Raw genomic sequence first — 21474 nt, forward strand, 5'->3', positions numbered from 1 at the left:
TATTGCCAGCGGCGGGCGAGATAGCTACCCAACTCTCCATGAGCGAAATCGACGATACCCGCGCCAAACGCAATGTCGCCGTGCTGGTGATGGCGCAAGCCATCCTCGGGGCGCAGATGCCGATGATATTCGTGATTGGCGGGCTGGCCGGATCGCAACTTGCCGGCAACCCGTGTTTTGCAACGCTTCCAATCAGTTTCATCATCTTCGGATCAATGACAACGGCGCCGTGGATGTCACCATTGATGCAAAGGCACGGCCGACGGGCGGGCTTTGTGATCGGTGCCCTGGCCGGCGCTGGCGGCGCCTTGATTGCAGCTTACGGGTTGTTCGTTGCGTCTTTCCCGATCCTGTTACTCGGGTCGTACCTGACCGGAATTTATATGTCGGCGCAGGGCTTTTACCGCTTCGCCGCAGCAGACACGGCAACCGAAGCCTTCCGGCCAAAAGCGATTTCCTATGTCATGGCGGGCGGTTTGATGGCCGCAATCCTCGGACCGCAGCTGAACAAACTGGTGCAGGATGCCTACGTCGTGCCGTTCTTGGGCAGCTACATTGCGGTCGCGGGTCTGAACCTTGTCGGCATGTTGCTGTTCCTCGCACTCGACCTGCCCAAGGGGACAAAGTCCGCGCCCGTCACCTATGACACGCCAGCACGCACACGCCGCCAACTCCTGCAGGACCCGCAGATCGTTGTCGCGATCATCTGCGGCATGGTCAGCTATTCGCTGATGAACCTGATGATGACGTCGACACCACTCGCCGTTGTGGGCTGCGGGTTCGGAACGGACAGGGCAAACGACATCGTCTCGGCACATGTCATCGCGATGTTCCTGCCGTCGTTCTTCACCGGCCACCTGATCGCGCGTTTCGGTACCGAGAGAATCGTCGCGATCGGTTTGCTGATACTTGCCGCTGCAGGCTTTGCGGCGCTCATGGGGGTAGAATTCAGCGAAGACGGCATTCCCGGGCTCTTTAGCTTCTATGCAGCACTGATCCTCCTCGGGGTCGGCTGGAACTTCGGCTTTATCGGTGCGACTGCGATGCTGACCAATGCCCATGCACCATCCGAACGCGGGGTCGTGCAGGGGATGAACGATCTGATCGTTTTCGGCATGGTGACGGTTGCATCGCTTGCATCGGGCGGGCTGATGAATTGCGCGGCAGACGCCACGGGAACCGAAGCCGTCGTTGCGGGCTGGTCGGCAGTAAACTATGCGATGCTACCTTTCCTGACACTTGCCGGAGCGTCACTCATCTGGCTTGCATTGCGGCCACGCCAGACTGCCTGATGTTCGGGCGGGCCAAACCCTCGATCAGCGCGGACTTGCGCGACTGGATCAAAGACAGTTTCGACTGGGCAGACGGACAATTCGGCGCAAGCTGGTCACTGACGCGACTGCTGGTGACGCCAACCAAAACCTTCTTTTCAGCACCGGGTGGGCAGACGCAGGCCGTCGCGCAAACCATCGCGAATGACATCGGCAGGCAGATTCCCGTGCGTGAGATTCCTGTCGAACCGCTAAACCGACTGTCGGGCGAATACCGGCACAGCTATCAAAGCCTGGGCGAAACTGGCGGATTGTATCTGGAAGACGACGATGGCGCGCTGATCCTCTACGACGCAGAGATGATGCATCGCCCCCTCGCCTTCATCAACACCATGACGCACGAACTGATGCATCACCGGCTTGGGCCTTTCATATCGGAGATGCCAGGCGGCGAACCAGCGCACGAACTCTCGACGGACCTGCATTGCATCACGCACGGCTTTGGCATTTTCGCATTGGAAGGTCCGGCGCAGATGGGATGGTCAGGCTACATGACACAGGAATCGCGGGCATTTGCGCTGGCCTATTTCCTAAACAAACACAGCATGGACCCGAAAGACGCCCTGCAATGGCTTAGCGCGCGTCCGGCAAAGGCCCTCAAACGGGCGCTGAAAGAGCTTTAGCGCCACCACCCGCGCAGCGACACGTTTGCAAAGCGCAAGGCATCGCCCAAAGGATTGCCGGCATCAAGCGACCCGTCAGCCACGCTCTTTGGATCGCGGGCTGCAAGCTGCAGCACGGGCTTGGCGCGATAACCAGCAAGCAATGCAGCACCGGACACGAATGAAACCTTTGCGCGCTCTGCCGTCGCACTGCGCCATCGGGTCAAAGCTTGCTTGGCAAAGCTGCGCACACCGTCTGGCGTGCCATCCAACAGCGGCTTGCGACCGCGATCTTCCAGATCCGGCACCGCGCGCAAAAGGTTCGCAGTACCGCTCGCAAATGCAAAATTCCGTACGACACCCTCGTCCGCATTTCCCAGAAGTCGGGCGGCTGTCCACATCAGGTTACCCGACGTGGCATCCAGATACTGTGTCAGATGATCCTCATCCTCAAACGCATCAGAATAAACATCCCAACGCCGCGCAGCGATCAGCGCATCAAGGCACGCGGCCCCTTCCGGGTCGAGAACCTCGGCCAGTGCATCAACGACTTCATGCTTGCGTGGCTGGCCTTGACCGCCGATTTCTTCAAGCGCATCGCGCCACCATTGCAGGCGCATTTCGGCGATCATCGCCTCTTGCGTCAGCCAAGGGGCGCGGGTGACTTCGATGTTGAAGGCATAAAGGGGAAATAAAAGGCGCCGTGCAGAAACAGGGGCGGCCATGGCCGCGCGAAACCGTTCAGGATCGCCCTTCTCGACGATGGTCGCGCAGGCGTTCAGGCTCACCGATCGGCACCCTCAATCTCTTGAATCCCTGTGTCCAGAAGTCCAAACGCCGTTTGTGCAGCATCTTCGGGGCAGCTATTTGCATAGGAGTTTTTGGTTCCATCGGCAGCAATCAGGATAAGCTGTTCAATGCCTGCGTCCATGCACTCACCCGAAGTATCAAGAGTGGCCAAAACCGCAAGCTGGGCCTCCGCCAGACTTGCAATCTGATTGAAGCTTCCGGCCGGAAGTTGTGTCCATTCAGTTCGTCCATCCCGAGAAACTGACCCCGGATAGCGCCGATACATCTGGTCATTTTCATAGATCGTCGTCAGCAGACCTCCTCCGCCAAACGCACCGCTCCAGCCAAATGTCAGCGATCCCCCAGTTTCTGGGCGCAATGGAATCTCGGCGGTTTGCTGACAGGCACCCAGCGACAGGACGGCAAGAAACACCGCCCCCTTCATACCTTCGCCCCGTCCCGGATCAATTTCCAGTTGATCGCGTCCACAAGTGCCTCGAACGAAGCATCCAGAATGTTTGCAGACACACCCACCGTGGACCAGCCGTTGCCGTCCTTGTCTTCGCTGTCAATGATGACGCGGGTTACAGCTTCTGTACCGCCGTTTGTAATCCGCACCTTAAAGTCGACAAGCTGCATGTCGTCGATGATGTCTTGGTAAGGCCCCAGATCCTTGACCAAGGCACGGGCAAGTGCGTTGACCGGCCCTTGATCCGATCCATCCGGTCCGACGCTATCGGATACGGTCAACATCCGTTCGCCGCCGACTTTCACGGCAACAACGGCCTCGGTCACCGATACCATCTTGTTATACTTGTTCTTGCGCCGCTCGACCGTGACGCGATAGCGTTTCACCTCAAAGAAGGCCGGCAATTCATCCAGTTCTTCACGTGCCAGCAGCTCGAACGACGCTTGGGCGGTATCGTAGGAATACCCCTGTGCTTCGCGCTCCTTGATCCGCTCCAGAATGCGCGCAAGCGCTGGATCGCCCTTTTCGACCGAAAGTCCCGCCTGCGCGAGCCGTTCGCGCAAATTTGATTGTCCGGCCTGATTGGACATTGGAACAATGCGGCTGTTGCCGACCGCCTTGGGATCAATGTGCTCGTAGGTGGTCGGGTCCTTAAGGATTGCCGAGGCGTGCAAACCTGCCTTGTGGGCGAATGCGGATGATCCGATGTAAGGGGCCTGTTTCGCTGGCACCCGGTTCAGAATGTCATCCAGCAAACGCGACGCACGGCGCATGCCCTTCAATGCGTCCTTGGTCACGCCCGTCTCGAATTGGCTGGCAAACGGTTCTTTCAACAAGAGTGTCGGGATGATCGATGTCAGGTTCGCATTGCCGCAGCGCTCTCCAAGACCATTCAGCGTGCCTTGGATCTGCCGCGCTCCGGCGAGGACCGCCGCCAAGGAACCCGCAACAGCATTTTCGGTATCGTTGTGCGTGTGGATCGCGACATGATCGCCCGGGATACCGGACGCGATGACAGCCTTTACGATCTCCCCAATTTCTTGTGGCAACGTGCCGCCGTTGGTGTCGCATAGCACAATCCACCGTGCACCGGCTGTGTACGCGCGGTGCACGCATTTCACAGCGTAATCCGGGTCAGATTTGTAGCCGTCAAAAAAGTGTTCAGCATCGAATAGGGCCTCGCGCCCATTTTTGACGATATGGGCAAAAGAGGCTTCGAGATTGTCGAGATTTTCCTCCAGCGAGATACCTAGCGCCGTTGTCACATGAAACGGATGGGCCTTTCCAACAAGGCAGACAGCCGGTGTGCCTGCGTTCATGACACCGGCCAGAACATCGTCATTTTCGGCCGATCTGCCAGACCGTTTGGTCATCCCGAATGCCGTCATCGTTGCGCGGGTGTTCGGCGCATCGGCAAAGAATTCGCTATCCGTGGGATTGGCACCGGGCCAACCACCTTCGATATAATCAACACCCAACTCATCAAGCACCATCGCGATCTGGTGTTTTTCAGCTGTCGAGAACTGAACCCCCTGTGTTTGTTGGCCATCGCGCAGGGTTGTGTCGAAAAGAGAAAGCCTTTCTTTCATCGCGCTTACTCTTCCTCCAGCTGGGCCGCATCGAAATCCGGACCCGGTGACCACGCTGCCTGCCCGCCAACATCGGTTACCTGAACGCCTGCTGCATTCAGGATGTCGCGAATACGGTCGGCCTCTCCCCAGTCCTTTGCCGCCCGCGCAGTTGCGCGCGCCGCAAGCAATGCATCGACCTTTGCCGCGATTTGGGGAACGACAGTTTCGCCGCCTTCACCGCCGTTGAACATCGGTATCGCGGCCCAATCGTTGACCAGTCCCATCATTTCCAGACCATGGGCAAAACCCGCCAGATCGACCGGCGTCTTGCCTTTGGCCAAAACATGCAACCGCGCAATTGCACCCGGCGTATTCAGATCATTGGCCAACACGCCGATAAACTCGCCGTCCGGTTGCCACTTGCCGTCAGCCTTCAAGGCGCGGATCAAGTCCGGACCGAAACCATGGCCATGCAGAATGCCGTACCACTTGCGCAACGTCGCTTCTGCTTCGTCGCGCTTTTTCGCAGTCCAATCCATCGGCTTGCCATAGTGGGTCGACAAGAAAACGAAGCGGATGACCTCACCCGGCACACCCTGATCGAGCAGGTCGCGGACGGTAAAGAAATTGCCGAGCGACTTGGACATCTTCTTGCCCTCGACCTGCAGCATTTCGTTGTGCAACCAGACCTGCGCGAAATCGTGACCGGCACAGACCGATTGCGCGATTTCGTTTTCGTGGTGGGGGAACATCAAATCGTTCCCGCCGCCGTGAATGTCAAAGGAAGGTCCAAGCAGGTCGAACGCCATGGCAGAGCATTCGATATGCCAACCCGGACGGCCATAACCCCATGGGCTATCCCATCCCGGCACGCCATCCCCTGACGGTTTCCACATTACGAAGTCCATCGGATTGCGTTTGTAGGGTGCTACTTCGACACGGGCACCGGCGATCATGTCGTCAATCGAACGGCCAGAAAGCGCGCCGTAGTTTTCATAGCTTTCGACAGCGAAAAGCACGTGACCTTCGGCCTCATAGGCATGACCGCCAGCGATCAGATCTTCGATCAGGGCAATCATCTGTGCGATATAGGCGGTTGCGCGCGGCTCATTGGTCGGGCGCTGCGCCCCGAGCGCATCCATATCGGCATGATACCAGCCAATCGTTTCGGCCGTAATGTCCCCGATGTCACGCCCGCTTTCGGCTGCACGAGCGTTGATCTTGTCGTCCACGTCCGTGAAGTTGCGCACGTAGGTCACATGTTCATCGCCATAGACTTCTTTCAGAAGCCTGAACAAGACATCGAACAGCAAGACGTTCCGTGCATTTCCGAGGTGCGCGCGGTCATAGACCGTCGGCCCGCAGAGATACATGCGCACATTGGTTGGGTCCAAAGGCACAAAGTCTTCTTTGCGGCGGGTCTTGGTATTCTGAAATCGAATTGTGGTCATAGCTCTCACGCACAGGGTTTGCCTGCGGGCTTAGCGTGATCAGTTCAGGGATGAAACGTGAAAAAGCGGCCCGCGACGGATGTCAGCAGGGAATAATGCAGCAAATGGTGATGCAGGTCTTTTTCATGCGACCGTTTTAACCTTCAACCGGACACATGTCTACAAGGTTGCGGATCGTGTTCAGATTCCGGGCAGTGTAGGTCGTGCCGGTAATGGCCTTGTCGAACTTTTCGGCCAAGAGTGAATTGCTGAAGCCGCCCGGCGTATAGAGCCAGACGGTATGGCCTTTGATGACGACCTTTTCATCACGTTTGTAGTGGGCGATCACGTCCTGATCGACATCCGGGGCATCGAGACAGAAATAGGCATGAAGCAGGTTCCCGGATTCAGGCTTGATCGGGCAATGCGAGAGCCGGGCTTTTAATTCCGAGGCCCGCAGAACCAGAACAGCGACATCGATGGGCAAAGCTGCGTGCAGTTTGGCGGCAAGCGCTTCGGCACCGCCTTCGGCACGGAACACGACATTTCCGCTGTTCACGTAAGTTTGCACATCCTGCCAGCCCAGTTTTTCGCAAATCGCACGCAAGTCTTCCATGGCCAGCATATTGCGACCACCAACATTGATCCCTCGCAAGAGCGCAACAAAGGTCTGCATTAAACATCCTCTCTGATTGACGGCATAGCACAGAACCGACAACCTGAATACATGGCAATCAAGGACTTTGGCCGGACACCGTGACATACCGCACCACCCAATGACGCGATACGGCACTGACGCAACCGCGACCTTGATCGTGCTGACGATCGGTGTGCTTTGGGGATTTTACTGGTGGCCCGTCCGTGGAATTGCGGCGGCCGGTTTGGAAGGGGCCTGGGGCACAGCCGCTGCGACTGGTTGTGCGGTCGTGGTGTTGATGCGGTTTGCGTTTCGGGACGGACGATGGCGCAAAACCGATCTGCTCGCCCTTTTGGCCATTGCGACCGGCGGGGCGGCATTTACGCTTTATTCCGTCGGATTCATCTACGGGCGCGTCGCGCTAGTCACGCTGCTATTTTATTTGACGCCAGTGTGGAGCACCCTGCTGACACGGTTTCTGCTTGGCTGGGATACGCCCCGCCTTCGGATCATCGCCATGGGCATCGGCCTGCTTGGGTTACTTGTCATACTAGGCGCGAAAGGCGACTGGCCCATTCCGCGCAACACCGGTGAATGGCTGGGCTTGGCGTCAGGCTTGTTTTGGGCGCTTGGGTCGACAGGAATCAGAGCCCGCCCCGAAGTCGCGCCTGTCGATGCCGCTTTCGTTTTTGCGCTTGGCGGATGCGTTGCCGCGCTCGCATGCGGAGCCATTTTACCGGAAGCACATATGGAACTGAACGCGCTGACCCAGGTCATCACCCTGTCGGCCATCACCGGCGCAATCTGGTGGGCGTTTTCTATTCCACTTTTGATGTGGGCAACCGCGCGGCTCGACCCGGCGCGTGTCGGAATGCTATTGATGAGCGAAGTGCTTGTCGGCATTGCTTCGGCTGCGATCATCGCCGGGGAACGCATCACCCCGCTTGAAATCGTAGGCGGTGGTCTGGTTTTGCTGGCAGGCGTTCTTGAGGTTTGGCCCAGCAAAGGACAGCGACAATGACCCGCAAAACCGTTGATTCAATTTGTGCCGCCTATCCCGGTGCGACCGCATCAGACCCGACAACCGAACTTGATAGCTGGAAAGCCGGCGGCAAGATGTTTGCCTGTTTCGGTGATCGGATCGACGGTGTTTGCGTCAAGACCGACAGCATTGATACCGCCAGAATGTTGATTGACGCGGGGGCCGCGACCAAAGCGCCCTACTTCCACAAAAGCTGGGTATTGGTGAGCTTTGACGCGGCCGACGACGAACTCAAACACCGGATTCGCGTTTCATACGAGATCATAGCGAAGAGCCTGCCAAAGAAGGTTCGCGATAATCTGGCGTCGTAGGTATTATTATCTGCCAGGTTCGGACCTTACACCTTGTCGTAGCTGATCACTTCGATTTCGACGCCGTCCGCGTCGGTGAAATAGAATCGCCGACCCGGTTCATAATCAGCATGTGATGTTGGTTCGAAACCGAGGGACTTCACTTTTGTTTCGACCGCGTCCAGATCATCCACGACAACGCCCAGATGGTTCAGCCCGCCGCGGGTGACATAGCTTGCATCTTTCTTGGGAACTGTTTGCGGACCTGGTCCGGTATATAGCGCGACATAACTCTTCTCGCTTCCAACATGGACGGTGTAGCCCTGCCCTTCCATTGATGGCCCCTCCCACCGGATGTGCCAGCCGAAGAGGTCGATCAGCATCCCAGCCGTCGCTTTGGGATCGGGGACGGTGACGTTGACGTGTTCCAGCTCACTCATTTCGTGTTCCTTTTCAAACGCTTGAAGATTAACGGGCGAATTGTGCGCGGTGCGAAGAAGCAGCCGCATTCAAGATCGTGCCCACAGCCGATGCCATCACGGCGCAAGGTGTTCATGACTGACGGTGATGCGCAATAGCGGGGTGACATGGTGTTTCTCCTCTGGATTCTTTGTTGCGAATCCTTTTTCATTCCTCAAGTTAACTTGAGATCAAGAGGTTTTTCATGTCGGGTCTGACCATCGGAGATATCGCGGCACGCACCGGACTCGCGGTGTCTGCGATCCGGTTTTACGAAGAGCACGGGATCGTCCATCCCTTGCGCAACGCAGGCGGGCACCGGCGGTATGGTCGGCACGACATCCGGCGGCTTTCGTTTGTGATGGCGGCGCAAAAATTAGGCTTTCCACTGTCTGAAATTGCAGGTCATCTTGAAAAACTCCCCATTCACAAGGCCCCCACCAAGGCGGACTGGACCCGCATTTCAAAGACGTTCCGCAGCGACATTGACGCACGGATCGCAGCACTGGAGAAACTGCGTGATACGCTGGATGGATGTATCGGTTGCGGGTGTTTGTCTTTGCAGGTCTGCAAGCTTTACAATCCTGACGACATCAAGGGACAAGATGGACCAGGTCCGCGTAATCTGATGGGTTGACGTTCCTGGCATGCGCATGCTCCCTGCGGTCATGAAACTATCGACACGTATTACCGGCCTTACAGGCGGCGGTTCCGACGGATGGGACGTCTTTTACAAGGCGCGCCAGATGATCGCTGACGGGATCAAGGTCACCGAACTGACCATTGGCGAACATGACATTCGCACAGACCCGGCGATCCTTGACGCCATGGCGCAAAGTGCGCGTGGCGGACACACAGGTTATGCCATGGTACCCGGTATCGGTGCCTTGCGTGACAAGGTTGCGGAAAGGATTTCGGCGCAATCCGGTGTGCCAACAACGCGCGACAACATTCTGATTACACCTGGTGGTCAGGCAGCGCTCTTTGCCGCGCACCATGCGGTCTGCGATGAAGGCGACACTGCGCTGTTCATTGACCCGTATTATGCCACATATCCCGGCACGCTTCGCGCCGTCGGCGCACGACCACAAGCCGTTCACACCGATCCCATCAACGGGTTTCAGCCACGGGCGACCGATATCGCGCCATATGCCGCCGCTGCAACGTCGTTGCTGATCAATTCGCCGAACAATCCAACCGGGGCGGTATATACGCCGGAGACCATGCAGGATATCGCGCAAGTAAGCGTCGCCCATGACCTTTGGCTGATTTCTGACGAGGTCTATGACACGCAGGTCTGGCGTGGTCGTCACATTTCGCCGCGCAGTCTGCCAAGTATGTCTGAACGCACGTTAGTCGTCGGCTCCATGTCAAAGAGCCACGCGATGACAGGCAGTCGTTGCGGGTGGGTCTGCGGCCCAGCAGACGTGATCAACCATCTGATTACACTTGCCACCCACACCACCTATGGCGTGCCGGGATTCATTCAGGACGCCACCCTTTTTGCATTGGACGCGGGTCCGGAACTTGAAGAGAGGATCGCTGAACCGTTCCGGCGGCGGCGCGCCATGACGCTCGAGGCGCTGGCCAACCAGAATGTCGTGAAATCAGTCCCGCCGGATGGCGCGATGTATATCATGCTTGATATCAGGGCGACTGGTCTTTCGGGAGAGGAATTCGCCAACGCCTTGCTTGATACACACCAGATTGCGGTTATGCCGGGCGAAAGTTTTGGCCAAGCAGCGGCAGGCCATATCCGCGTTGCGCTTACCATCGACGATGCGGCTTTTGTACGCGCGCTGGACACGCTGATCGGATTTGCGCATTCACTTGCGTGACGGCTTTTCGCATTCTGCGCGTATTTTTTTTGGAATCGATGCCCGATTTGAGGCGGCAGGACCACGCAATGCGGGCTAAACTCTGACCATGCTTTTTGAGTTGCCGCCCGATCAAACCTTATACGACGCACTTCTTTCGCGCGATCATCACTATGATGGACGCGCATTTGTCGGTGTCAGTACGACCGGCGTATTTTGTCGTCTGACCTGCCCAGCACGCAAACCGAAACGCGAAAACTGCACGTTCTTTGACAGCCAAGCCGCAGCACTTGACGCGGGGTTTCGTCCCTGCAAGCGCTGTCATCCGTTGTCCAGCACAGACCCGACCGTGCAAAAGCTTCTTGATGCGCTGAACGCCCGTCCAGCGCATCGCTGGACAGAAGCAGATATCGCCGCACTGGATGTGGACCCATCAACAGCCCGTAAAGGTTTCAAACGCGCATTTGGCATGACATTTCTTGAGATGGCCCGCCAACAGCGCCTTGCGCTGGGATTCAACGCACTTGCGGACAATGGCAGCGTCATTGATGCGCAACTTCTGGCCGGGTTCGAGTCCGGTTCCGCCTTTCGCGCATCTTTTGCCAAACGGTTTGGGATGGCACCGGCCACTTTTCGCAAGGATGCCCTGTTGCAAGCCGATTTCATCAACACACCGATTGGTGCGATGATCGCCGTCAGCGACCGGACACATCTGCACTTGCTTGAATTCTTCGATCGCAAGGCGTTGCCAACCGAGATGAAGCGCCTGTTGTCGATGACGAAAGGCACAATTGGCTTCGGATCCCCGGGCCCAACCGAAGCCACGAAGGCGGCGCTTTCCGATTATTTCGCAGGCAAAGCACTGCCAACGATACCACTTGCACTGCATGGCTCTGCCTTTACCAAGTCGGTTTGGAGAGCTTTGATAAACATTCCTGCTGGCGAAACGCGCAGTTATAGTCAGTTGGCACATGATATCGGCCAGCCAAATGCAACCCGCGCAGTCGCCCGTGCAAACGGTGCCAACCAGATTGCGATCCTGATCCCGTGCCACCGCGTGATCTGCGCAGATGGATCGCTAACGGGTTATGGCGGCGGGCTGTGGCGTAAACAGAAACTTCTTGAAACCGAACTGAAAGCAAAGCCATGACATCCTTCCGCGACCTTCACCGCCCCGGCGATCCCCTCCTGATGATCAACGTCTGGGACATGGGAACTGCCAAGATGATGCATAAGCTGGGTGCGCAGGCGCTTGCCACCTCTTCTGCGGCACATGCCTATACGCTGGGCTTGCCGGATGGCGGCACGCTTGATCGGGATGCAGCGCTTGCTCACGCAGAACAGATTGTCAGCGCGACGCCGCTTCCCGTACAGGGTGATTTCGAGAACGGTTTTGGTGACGACCCCGAAACTTGCGCCGAAACCGTGCGGCTTGCTGCCGAAATCAAGCTTGCCGGTATCTGCATCGAAGACACGACCTTTCCGGATTGCGGTTTTTACGAGTTTGATCTGGCAGTGGAACGGATCAAAGCTGCCGCTGCAGCCGCCCGCGCATTATCCGCAGACTTTGTCTTGACCGCGAGGACAGACGGAATCATGACGGGCCACTATGATACGGATGAGGCGATCAGGCGTTTGCAGGCATTTTCCGACGCAGGCGCAGACTGCCTTTATGCGCCGCTACCGCCCGATATGACGGCATTGAAGCGGATCGTTGAAGCGACTGACAAACCGGTCAATGCGCTTGTTGCGGGGAAGTATTGCCAGCAGGATCGTGCGGCGTTTGCCGCGGCAGGCGTTGCAAGGCTGTCGATTGGGTCATCCCTTGCACGCGTGACGCACAAAGCCATCAAGGACGCAGGTCAGGCGATGCTTGGCGGTGATTTCACGCCCTTGAGCAATGGAGTATCAGGCGACGAGATCGACCAGTTTCTGAGTTAGAAAATTGGTAACGCGCGGGACGCGCATACAGGCCTCCCGCGCGTTTTGTAGTTAGAATGTGTAGGACACGCGTGCGGCGATCGTGGTTGCATCAATGTCAGCACCGGATCCATCGAAATCATCAAACTGGTGCTGCAGCGCCTCTGCACCGACGCGGATGCTGTCGTTGAACTGGTAATCAACGCCGACACCGGCAAACTGCCCGTCGTCGTCCGCATCCAGTGCACCGCTTGTCGTCGCTTGGGCGATACCGGCGGTGACATATGGCAGGAAGCGTCCTGCGTCATAACCGGCCTTCACCTTGAAGCGGGCCACGCTGTCCAGATCAATGCCTGTCGCATCATCGCTGATGTCGGTGGCATCGTAATCAAGTTCGGCACCAAGAACGAAGCTGCCGAAATCGTAGTTATAACCGGCGTGAACACCGTAAAGCGCACCGTCAGGGTCAGCGTCTCCAAAGGCGTCGGAATCAAGTTGTCCCCAGCCCAATTGGCCACCGGCGTAAAAGCCGCCCCAGTCGCCGCCATAGGACACCGGTGCCGGAACAGGTGCAGGCAGCGGTGCGGGGGCGGGTTGAACCACTGGTTCGGCCAGGCCGCCCGCATTCGCTGCGCCAGCGAAACCGACCATCGCCAGCGCGGCGGCAGTCGCAGTCAGGGTTTTTGCGTGCATATTCATCGTGTACTCCAAGGTTGATGGTTGCATCGGATCTGACATATGGGCTTGCCCCCTTGGGCTTCAACCGCTTCACGCAGGCGTGAACGCCTCGGGCAAAAATATGTTATGGTGCAATGGCTTGACCGGCGGAACAACGCCCAAACCGACCACAATCAGCGATGTTACGCGCAGCGTGATCTACGTCTGGCACCTGCCCGCGCATCGCGCATGACAGCCCTTGAAAACAAAACAGCCAAAACCGACTCCGCGTCGCAAACAGGCAAGACGCAAGGATGCTGCTACCGTTCACTAAAACAAATGACGGGGGTGCGATGGAAATCGACCTGATCAAGATCACGTGTGTCGACCGCACCATCGGTGCGCGCAGGGGCCGTGCTGCACGGGGACGACCACAACTGGCGTGCTGAACCCTTCACGCTTCCTATTCCCCGAGACTGACCATGAATGACCAGACACCACCGACTCCACGCGCAGGCCGCCCCGTTCGCTCTGGCGGTCGCGCCGCGCGCACTGCAGCGCGGGCTGCCCCACTGGCAGAGGACATGCGCCCAATCCGGGCTGGCATGTCAGGCGGGCGGTACAAGCCCCTGACCGACGCCAATGTCGCCGCTATCCATGAAGCAGCGCTGACCGCCCTTGAAACGATTGGCCTTGCAGATGCCCCGTCATCCGGCATCGCTTACATGACGAAAGCCGGGGCGGTTCTTGGCGATGACAACCGCATCCGCTTTCCGCGCGCGCTCGTCGAGGACATGCTGGCCATTGCGGCCAAGGACATCACGCTTTTCGGGCGCGACCCGAAACACGATCTGCAATTGTCCGGCAACCGCGTGCACTATGGCACCGCTGGCGCGGCTGTGCACTTGGTCGATGTGCAAGGGCGCAACTACCGCGAATGTGGGGTGCAAGACCTGCATGATGCTGCTCGCATCGTCGATCAGCTCGACAATATCCACTTTCTGCAACGCCCTATGGTCTGTCGCGATATCCCTGAAAATCGTGAGATGGATTACAACACGATCTATGCTTGCTGTGCGGGGACAAAGAAACATGTCGGCACGTCGTTCACAGAGCCGGATTTCGTGCCCGATTGTCTGGAGATGCTGCATGTCATCGCCGGAGGAGAGGCTGCTTGGCGTGCCCGCCCATTTCTGAGCAATTCCAACTGCTTTGTTGTTCCGCCAATGAAGTTTGCCACAGAGTCCTGCCTTGTAATGGAGGCCTGCATCGCCGGAGGCATGCCAGTCTTGCTTTTGTCAGCCGGTCAAGCCGGGGCAACGGCCCCTGCCCCAATCGCCGGAGCAATCGTCCAGGCCGTGGCGGAATGTCTGGCCGGTGTGGTTTATGTCAACAGTATCGCCCCCGGTCACACGGCGATTTTCGGCACGTGGCCATTTGTATCCGACTTGCGTACTGGGGCCATGTCAGGCGGATCAGGCGAACAGGCGCTGCTGACGGCAGGATGCGCGCAAATGCACAAGTTTTACGGGCTACCAGGCGGTGCCGCCGCTGGAATTGCGGATGCCAAGCTGCCTGATATGCAAGCCGGATGGGAACAGATGTGTTCGAACGTGATGGCGGGCCTTTCGGGTTTGAATATGGTTTACGAAGCGGCGGGGATGCATGCCTCGCTTTTGGGGTTCTGCTTGGAAAGCCTGATCCTTGGCGATGACCTTTTGGGTCAAGCGATGCGATGCGTGCGCGGCATCGAGGTCAACGAGGAAACGTTGGGTCTTGAGACGATGAAGTCTGTCTGCATGGGCGGGCCGGGTCACTATCTTGGCTCGGACCAAACGCTGGCGCTGATGCAGACAGAGTATGTCTATCCCGAAACCGCCGATCGGTCTTCGCCAAAGGAATGGGAAGAAAAAGGCAAGCCTGACCTGATCGCACAAGCGATATCGAAGAAGGAACAGATCTTGTCACAGGTATCAGCCGCCCGCTTCGATCCGGAAACCGATGCGGTCTTGCGGAAGCGGTTCAATATCCACCTTGCCACCTGACGATGTGATCCGTTTGGGCATTATCCGCCGACAACTTGTGCCAGCTTGCCAGGTACGGACTTTGTCCCACCCGATACGGCCGCCCGGACACCTGTAGTGCCCGGGCATGACGTCGGCAGACCGCGCGCCACACGAACTGCCAAATAACCGAAGGCCTGCGCTTCCAACATATCCCCGTCAAGATTTGCATCCTCAACAGGACGCACGGGCATATCAAGCGTTGCGGACAGCATCTGCATCATGGTGGGATTCTTGCGCCCGCCGCCTGCAACCCAAACGGTAGCTGGCGGAATTGGACAATGCTGCATGGCGTCACTCACGCTCATCGCAACGGCGGCCGTGAGCGTCGCTGCGGCGTCAGCATCAGACAAATCCGATACAGCGCGCGACAGATGCGCAAAATAGTCTCGATCCAACGACTTCGGTGGCATGCGATAGAAGAACGGATCAGCAAGGAAATCCCTGAGGATCGATTCATCCGCACTGCCGCGCGCCGCAAGCGCGCCTTCCCTGTCACAGTCCTGCCCCAGACGGTTCTGCATTAGATCGTTGAGCGGTGCATTCGCGGGCCCTGTGTCAAACGCCAACAGGGCACCGTCCTGTTCAGGGCGCGCGCAGCGTGGATCGATCCATGTGATATTGGCGACACCACCAAGGTTCAGAAACGCAACCGGTGCATCCGCTTTCATCCATTTGGCCAGTGCAAAGTGATAGAACGGTGCAAGCGGCGCACCCTGCCCGCCCAGCTGCACGTCTGCGCTTCGAAAGTCCCAGATCACAGGCGTCTGCAAAATCTCTGCCAGAACTTGCCCGTCGCCGATCTGGTGCGTGCCGCGACCGCCCGGATCATGTGCGACCGTCTGACCGTGAAACCCGATCAGATCGGATGGTTCCATGCGATTCAGCAGTTGCGCGTGCGCTGTTTCGACGATTTCAGCTGCCTCCGGTAGATCGCCCCATTGTCCGAAACCGGCCCGGATCACGTCGCGTTCTGTATCACTGTAGGGGCGATAATCGGATGCACCAAAGCTTTCGATCGTGACTCCATTGGTGACGATGATTGCCGCATCCACACCGTCAAGTGATGTGCCCGACATCGTCCCCAATGCCCGCACCGGCCCTGTTATTTTCATACTCTTTCCCTTCTCAAGCGGGGTGCGTATAGAGTGCATCGACACGTGCCGAGGAACAAGACATGACCTATCACCCGAAGTCCGAATTTATCGATGTGATGATGCAACGCGGCTTTCTGGCCGATTGCACAGACTATCAGGGGCTTGATGATGCGCTGTCCCGTGGCGTTGTTCCGGCCTACATCGGCTTTGATGCGACAGCGACGTCGCTCCATGTGGGTTCACTGATCCAGATCATGATGTTGCGCTGGTTACAAAAGACCGGACACAAGCCGATCACACTGATGGGTGGCGGGACGACAAAAGTCGGCGATCCGTCCTTTCGGGCGGATGAACGTCCGCTTCTTGACGCGGCCCAGATTGACGCCAACATCGCAGGGATCAAAAAGGTCTTTGCGTCCTACCTGACCTATGGCGATGGCGCGACAGATGCGACGATGGTCAACAACGCGGAATGGCTCGACGGGCTCAACTACCTCGACTTTCTGCGCGATATCGGGCGGCATTTTTCGATCAACCGGATGTTGTCGTTCGAAAGCGTGAAGTCGCGACTGGATCGCGAGCAATCGCTGTCGTTTCTTGAATTCAACTACATGATTCTCCAGGCCTATGACTTTCTCGAGTTAAATCGGCGATATGGCTGCCTGTTGCAGATGGGGGGAACGGACCAGTGGGGCAATATTGTCAACGGTATCGATCTGACCCGCCGCGTGCTGGATCAGGAAATCTACGGGCTGACTTCGCCGCTTTTGACCACGTCAGATGGCAAGAAGATGGGCAAGTCACAATCAGGTGCCGTCTGGCTGAATGCGGACATGTGCAGCGCGTATGAATTCTGGCAATTCTGGCGTAACACAACCGACGCCGATACCGGCCGGTTCCTCAAGCTCTACACCGAGCTGCCGGTTGAAGAATGCGATCGTCTTGGCGCGCTGGAGGGGTCTGAAATCAACGAAGCGAAGATCATTTTGGCAAATGAAGTCACAGGGTTGCTGCACGGAGTTGAAGCGGCGAAAGCGGCGGAGACCACGGCCCGCGAGGTTTTCGAGAAAGGTGGCATAGGTGACGACTTGCCAACTTTGAGCCTTTCGCCAGCCGACCTTGGTGATGGCATGTCTATCGTGCAATTGATCGTTAAATCCGGCCTTGCCAACAGTGGCAAGGAAGCCAAGCGTCTGATTGCGGAAAACGGTGCCAAGCTGAATGACGAGGCGCTTTCTGACGCAGGTATGATGGTCGATGCCGCAATGCTGGCAGAGCCGATCAAGCTGAGTGCGGGCAAGAAACGACATGCATTGGTGCGCCTGGATTAAGCCGACTTATTAACCTTGAATTAGCAAGCCGGCAAATAGCCTGCCATCATGCTAATGCGTCCTTCCGTAATTTGCGATAATCGCGCTGTACCCTTGTGGCAATCACATGTTTTTGCGACTGCCCTGCGCCACCTAGGAACGGACGCTGCGGTTGAGCCAATGGGCGCAGCAGGAGAGGTGTTGATCATCAGGCGCAAATTTGGTCCGTTCGGCCCTTTCGGTTTTGCGTCACGCGGGCCTGTCTGGGCGAGTGACAGCACCGAAAAAGAACGGATCGCCGCTTTGCGTGATATCCGACTGCACATCATGAATGCACAGAACACCGGTCGGCAGGTGTTGCGAAGCGCTGGATTCCGTCAAATGATGGCATCTGCCGAGATTGCAATTCTAGGAACTCATGGTGATCTTGACGAGCAACTGGCGCAATGTAGCGGCAAATGGCGTAACGCATATCGCAAGGGCGTCCGTAGCGATATGGACATCACGCATCGGCGTTTCTCGCCAGACAAGGATTGTTGGGTCTTTGCTGTGGATCGCGCAGCACAAAAGCAAAAGGGTTACCGCGCCTTGCCGCCAGATCTGGTTCACGCGATTGCGCAGGTTGACCCTCAGAATGTCACCATCAGCTTGGCAAAACAGCGTGGGACGCCGATCGCTGCAATGATGTTTCTGCGGCACGGTAGTGCTGCGACCTACCATGTCGGCTGGACGTCAGACACCGGCCGCAAGGCGAATGCGCATCACGTCATGCTGATGCAGGCGGCAAAACGGTTTGCAAGGCTCGGCGTCTCGCAGATTGAACTGGGCCAGATCGATCGGCAACGTCTTCCAGGTCTTGCCCGCTTCAAACTTGGGGCCGGTGCGCAGATCACAATGACAGACGGCACGTGGATCAAGATCCCGTTCCTTTGATGTCGGAATTTCGCTCTGACCACTCGTCATTTGCTGTGCCATCGTGCAAGGTCATGGCAGAACCAATAACAGTGTGAACACTTCGCCATGACTGCCTTTGTCGTTTACGACGTCTTTACTGACCGCCCGTTTGGCGGCAACCAGCTTGCCGTGTTTCCTGATGCATCCGGCCTGCCCGATGACAAGTTGCAGGCCATAGCCGCCGAATTCAATTTTTCCGAAACGACATTTGTCTATCCACCGGAACAGCCGGAGCACACGGCACGCGTGAGGATCTTCACGCCAACAAGTGAGCTACAGTTCGCCGGACACCCGACCATCGGAACGGCCCAAGCCCTTCTTGACCTTGGCCATCAAGGGGACATGATCCTTGAATTGGGTGTCGGCCCGATCCCTTGCACGAGCGCAGACGGGATGATCACTTTCACGACCTCAGCCCCGCTTCAGCGCCTTAGCGAGCCCCATTCAGACCTGATCGCGGCCTGTCTTGGACTTGAGGGTGATCACATCACGTTTGCCACCCATCCGCCCATCGAAGCCAGCTTAGGAACGCCGTTTACCCTAGTAGAGGTTTCCGACCTCGCGGCCCTGTCCGCATGCACACCGGACGTCGGGGCAATGCGCCAGGCAGTTGCCCAAAATGCGACCACGAATAGCTGTGCAGTGCTGGCCTATGTCCGCAATGGGTCCCACATCGACGCACGGATGTTCGCGCCCCTGAGCAATATCCCCGAGGATCCGGCCACGGGGTCGGCTGCTGCTACATTAGCTGCGCTTTTGCACGAAACATTGGGTGCGGATCAGGATCTGACGATTACACAAGGTGTCGATATGGGACGCCCGTCGCGCATCCTTGCACGTACGTTCGGGAATCCGGTGCAAGTTGAGATCAGCGGTCAGGCTGTGCTGACGATGAAGGGTTCTTTCCTTGCCTGACACCGACCCGACCCCGCTTTGCGCCTTTGATGTTTTCGCCGACGGAACGGCCCGCAAAGCGCCGGACGTGCACACAAAACCTGCCGCCAGAGCGGCCTATCGCTGGCTGCATTTTGATCTGGCCTCGAGCCATCTGGACCACTGGGCCGAGGCCAATCTACCAATTGCTGCAACACGCACATTGCTGGCGCAGAAGACGCGCCCCCGCGTGGCCTGTCACGATGATGGGTTGCTTGTGACACTGCGCGGCATCAATCTGAACGCCGGCGACGAGCCTGCTGATATGGTATCGCTGCGGATCTGGATGACGGCTGATCTGATCCTGACGGTACGCCGCCAACGAAATTTTCTGATGGATGATGTGCAGCGTCAGATCGACGAAAACGATGCCCCCCCGTCCAGCACGCGGATGCTGGCGCGCGTGATCGAATTGAACCTGTCACGTGTCGAAGATGCCGCGTTCGAATTAGAAGACGTCGCCGACAAAATGGAGGAAGGCGTCTATGATCGCGGGAAGGATGCTGTGTCCGATCTCGCGCCCTTGCGCCGGTCCGTGATTAAGCTGCGCCGTCATCTGGGCCCCTTGAGGGATGCACTGGACGGTCTGACGGCAGTCCAATCACCATTGCTGCCGCCACTCATGACATTGCGATTTCGTGATAGTGCCAGCCGCGCCGCACGGGCAGTTGATGAATTGACGGAAGTCCGGGACCGGCTGAACGCCCTGTCCGACCACCTCGACATGGTTCAGACGGTGCGGTTGGGCCGCAACGGTTATCTGCTATCCGTTGCCGCAACGATATTTTTACCGCTTGGTTTTCTGACCGGTCTGTTCGGTGTCAACCTCGGCGGTATGCCGGGGCAAACGTGGGAATGGGGGTTTTATGCGCTTTGCGCCGGAATGGTTGCCTTGGGCGTGATCCTCATGTTGATCTTGCGGTGGATCCGCTGGTTCTAGTCCAGCGTCACGATCAAATCTGCCACCAATGGCGCAGCAGAATCCGCAGCAACCATTCCCGCAAGCATTGTGGCTACACACCAGCCAACACCCAGTATCACAAATCTCATCTGACAAATCCCCTTTGATAATACACAAACATTCGCGCAATCAGATCGCTGCGCATAGTCAGGGATTCATGACCTGTTTTCATCACGAGCCAAGCGCGCTATGCGCGAAGCAGGCAGATTAGGCGAACCCAATGGACAACACACGTGGCAGCATCCTGATGGTCATTGCCATGCTCGGTTTCGCAATCGAGGACATGTTCATCAAACAGATGTCCGGTGCCCTGCCCATCGGGCAGATTCTCTGGGTGCTTGGGCTTGGTGGCGGCCTTTTGTTCGGTTTCGCTGGCATCGTGCGTGGCCACGCAATGTGGTCGCGGGACCTGCTGGATGGGGCCGTGCTGGGGCGCACCGCTTGCGAGATTTTCGGCACGGTCGGTTTTGTTACGGCCTTGTCATTGATCGATATTTCGGTTGCGTCTGCGATCTTGCAAGCGACACCGCTTGTCGTAACCGCAGGTGCCGCGCTTTTCCTCGGAGAGGCGGTCGGATGGAAGCGCTGGCTTGCGATTGTAATTGGCTTTGGCGGCGTGCTTCTGGTTTTGCGGCCGGGGTTGGATGGTTTCGATGCGAACGCCCTTTTCGCAGTTATGGGGGTGATTGGCCTTGGTGCCCGCGACGTGCTGACCCGCCGAATTCCACCGCGTGTGACATCTGTGCAAATATCGACCTATGCATTTCTTGCGCTTGTGCCGACCGGTTTTCTGCTATTGGCCATCACTGGCGAAACGAACGTGCGTCCTGATAGTGCCAATGGATTGCGCCTGCTTGCAGCAGTATTCATCGGGATCGCCGCCTACTACGCCATTGTTGCTGCCACACGGATCGGCGATGTCGCAATCGTTTCCCCCTTTCGCTACGCGCGGCTTGTCTTTGCGCTGATCGTCGGCATCATCGCCTTTGGCGAACGCCCTGATGCATTAATGCTGCTTGGTGCAGCTATCATCGTTGGATCTGGCTTGTTCTCTCTCTGGCGCGAGGCACGTGTGCGCCGCGCTTCACACCGCCGCAAAGCCACGCTATAGGGGCTGCAACCACCCGGCCAAATATTATTCG

Annotated in this window: 22 protein-coding genes; 14 read left to right on the top strand and 8 right to left on the bottom strand. The window is 57.6% G+C overall.

The window, feature by feature from the left end; translation table 11 throughout:
* The first annotated feature begins 38 nt into the window (after positions 1 to 38).
* Together BMY44_RS06115 and BMY44_RS06120 are read left to right on the top strand one after the other, a co-directional pair.
* On the top strand, positions 39 to 1292 hold the full coding sequence (locus BMY44_RS06115; RefSeq protein WP_089991557.1) for an MFS transporter: 1254 nt from the start codon (positions 39 to 41) through the stop codon (positions 1290 to 1292).
* A complete protein-coding gene (locus tag BMY44_RS06120) occupies positions 1292 to 1954 on the top strand; it encodes a hypothetical protein (RefSeq protein ID WP_089991560.1) in 663 nt (220 codons plus the stop codon). The genes BMY44_RS06115 and BMY44_RS06120 overlap by 1 nt, the downstream gene beginning before the upstream one ends.
* Here BMY44_RS06120 and BMY44_RS06125 read toward each other — a convergent pair.
* The 5 genes from BMY44_RS06125 to BMY44_RS06145 all read right to left on the bottom strand — a co-directional run bounded on the left by BMY44_RS06125 (position 1951) and on the right by BMY44_RS06145 (position 6868).
* Positions 1951 to 2721, bottom strand: a complete 771-nt coding sequence (locus BMY44_RS06125) for a squalene/phytoene synthase family protein (protein ID WP_089991563.1) — start codon at positions 2719 to 2721, stop codon at positions 1951 to 1953. The genes BMY44_RS06120 and BMY44_RS06125 overlap by 4 nt on opposite strands.
* Complete coding sequence (locus tag BMY44_RS06130; protein WP_089991566.1) at positions 2718 to 3167, bottom strand: hypothetical protein; 450 nt, start codon at positions 3165 to 3167, stop codon at positions 2718 to 2720. Before BMY44_RS06130 ends, BMY44_RS06125 begins: the two co-directional genes overlap by 4 nt.
* Complete coding sequence (gene cimA / locus BMY44_RS06135; RefSeq protein ID WP_089991569.1) at positions 3164 to 4780, bottom strand: citramalate synthase; 1617 nt, start codon at positions 4778 to 4780, stop codon at positions 3164 to 3166. Before cimA ends, BMY44_RS06130 begins: the two co-directional genes overlap by 4 nt.
* Positions 4781 to 4785: 5 nt before the next feature.
* Entirely contained in the window at positions 4786 to 6213 is a 1428-nt protein-coding gene (cysS, locus tag BMY44_RS06140) for a cysteine--tRNA ligase (RefSeq protein WP_089991572.1), read from the bottom strand.
* 136 nt (positions 6214 to 6349) lie between these two features.
* Positions 6350 to 6868 carry a DUF1697 domain-containing protein gene (locus BMY44_RS06145; protein WP_165611790.1) on the bottom strand — a complete coding sequence of 173 codons (519 nt, stop codon included), beginning with the start codon at positions 6866 to 6868 and terminating at the stop codon, positions 6350 to 6352.
* 100 nt (positions 6869 to 6968) lie between these two features.
* Between BMY44_RS06145 and BMY44_RS06150 the strand changes: the two genes are divergently transcribed.
* Both BMY44_RS06150 and BMY44_RS06155 read left to right on the top strand, forming a co-directional pair.
* A complete protein-coding gene (locus BMY44_RS06150) occupies positions 6969 to 7850 on the top strand; it encodes a DMT family transporter (protein ID WP_089991579.1) in 882 nt (293 codons plus the stop codon).
* Complete coding sequence (locus tag BMY44_RS06155; RefSeq protein WP_089991582.1) at positions 7847 to 8182, top strand: MmcQ/YjbR family DNA-binding protein; 336 nt, start codon at positions 7847 to 7849, stop codon at positions 8180 to 8182. The genes BMY44_RS06150 and BMY44_RS06155 overlap by 4 nt, the downstream gene beginning before the upstream one ends.
* A 26-nt stretch (positions 8183 to 8208) precedes the next feature.
* On the opposite strand, the gene BMY44_RS06160 is transcribed toward BMY44_RS06155, so the two are convergent.
* Positions 8209 to 8601: a VOC family protein gene (locus tag BMY44_RS06160; protein ID WP_089994630.1), complete on the bottom strand. Its 393-nt coding sequence runs from the start codon at positions 8599 to 8601 to the stop codon at positions 8209 to 8211.
* 224 nt (positions 8602 to 8825) lie between these two features.
* On the opposite strand from BMY44_RS06160, the gene soxR reads away from it, so the two are divergent.
* From soxR to BMY44_RS06180, 4 genes are all read left to right on the top strand, one after another.
* Positions 8826 to 9257 carry a redox-sensitive transcriptional activator SoxR gene (gene soxR, locus BMY44_RS06165; protein ID WP_089991585.1) on the top strand — a complete coding sequence of 144 codons (432 nt, stop codon included), beginning with the start codon at positions 8826 to 8828 and terminating at the stop codon, positions 9255 to 9257.
* A 31-nt stretch (positions 9258 to 9288) separates the two neighbouring features.
* Positions 9289 to 10458, top strand: a complete 1170-nt coding sequence (locus BMY44_RS06170; protein WP_089994632.1) for a pyridoxal phosphate-dependent aminotransferase — start codon at positions 9289 to 9291, stop codon at positions 10456 to 10458.
* An 88-nt stretch (positions 10459 to 10546) separates the two neighbouring features.
* Positions 10547 to 11587, top strand: coding sequence for a bifunctional transcriptional activator/DNA repair enzyme AdaA (locus BMY44_RS06175; RefSeq protein ID WP_089991589.1), 1041 nt, complete (start codon positions 10547 to 10549; stop codon positions 11585 to 11587).
* The gene (locus BMY44_RS06180) at positions 11584 to 12378 is read left to right on the top strand and encodes an isocitrate lyase/PEP mutase family protein (RefSeq protein WP_089991592.1); all 795 of its coding nucleotides are present in this window, start codon (positions 11584 to 11586) and stop codon (positions 12376 to 12378) included. The genes BMY44_RS06175 and BMY44_RS06180 overlap by 4 nt, the downstream gene beginning before the upstream one ends.
* Before the next feature lie 51 nt (positions 12379 to 12429).
* On the opposite strand, the gene BMY44_RS06185 is transcribed toward BMY44_RS06180, so the two are convergent.
* Positions 12430 to 13056, bottom strand: coding sequence for an outer membrane protein (locus tag BMY44_RS06185; protein WP_341349646.1), 627 nt, complete (start codon positions 13054 to 13056; stop codon positions 12430 to 12432).
* 440 nt (positions 13057 to 13496) lie between these two features.
* On the opposite strand from BMY44_RS06185, the gene BMY44_RS06195 reads away from it, so the two are divergent.
* Positions 13497 to 15059, top strand: a complete 1563-nt coding sequence (locus BMY44_RS06195) for a trimethylamine methyltransferase family protein (protein ID WP_089991598.1) — start codon at positions 13497 to 13499, stop codon at positions 15057 to 15059.
* A gap of 20 nt (positions 15060 to 15079) precedes the next feature.
* Here BMY44_RS06195 and BMY44_RS06200 read toward each other — a convergent pair whose 3' ends face one another.
* On the bottom strand, positions 15080 to 16192 hold the full coding sequence (locus BMY44_RS06200) for an anhydro-N-acetylmuramic acid kinase (protein ID WP_089991603.1): 1113 nt from the start codon (positions 16190 to 16192) through the stop codon (positions 15080 to 15082).
* A gap of 62 nt (positions 16193 to 16254) precedes the next feature.
* Between BMY44_RS06200 and tyrS the strand changes: the two genes are divergently transcribed.
* The 5 genes from tyrS to BMY44_RS06225 all read left to right on the top strand — a co-directional run bounded on the left by tyrS (position 16255) and on the right by BMY44_RS06225 (position 21443).
* On the top strand, positions 16255 to 17505 hold the full coding sequence (gene tyrS, locus BMY44_RS06205) for a tyrosine--tRNA ligase (protein ID WP_089991608.1): 1251 nt from the start codon (positions 16255 to 16257) through the stop codon (positions 17503 to 17505).
* A 159-nt stretch (positions 17506 to 17664) separates the two neighbouring features.
* The gene (locus BMY44_RS06210) at positions 17665 to 18417 is read left to right on the top strand and encodes a GNAT family N-acetyltransferase (protein ID WP_165611791.1); all 753 of its coding nucleotides are present in this window, start codon (positions 17665 to 17667) and stop codon (positions 18415 to 18417) included.
* Between the two features lie 87 nt (positions 18418 to 18504).
* Complete coding sequence (locus BMY44_RS06215; RefSeq protein WP_089991615.1) at positions 18505 to 19353, top strand: PhzF family phenazine biosynthesis protein; 849 nt, start codon at positions 18505 to 18507, stop codon at positions 19351 to 19353.
* Positions 19346 to 20311, top strand: coding sequence for a CorA family divalent cation transporter (locus tag BMY44_RS06220; RefSeq protein WP_089991618.1), 966 nt, complete (start codon positions 19346 to 19348; stop codon positions 20309 to 20311). The genes BMY44_RS06215 and BMY44_RS06220 overlap by 8 nt, the downstream gene beginning before the upstream one ends.
* A 241-nt stretch (positions 20312 to 20552) precedes the next feature.
* The gene (locus BMY44_RS06225; RefSeq protein ID WP_089991620.1) at positions 20553 to 21443 is read left to right on the top strand and encodes a DMT family transporter; all 891 of its coding nucleotides are present in this window, start codon (positions 20553 to 20555) and stop codon (positions 21441 to 21443) included.
* The last annotated feature ends 31 nt before the right edge of the window (positions 21444 to 21474 follow it).

The organism is Cognatiyoonia koreensis (assembly GCF_900109295.1).
GTDB lineage: Bacteria > Pseudomonadota > Alphaproteobacteria > Rhodobacterales > Rhodobacteraceae > Cognatiyoonia > Cognatiyoonia koreensis.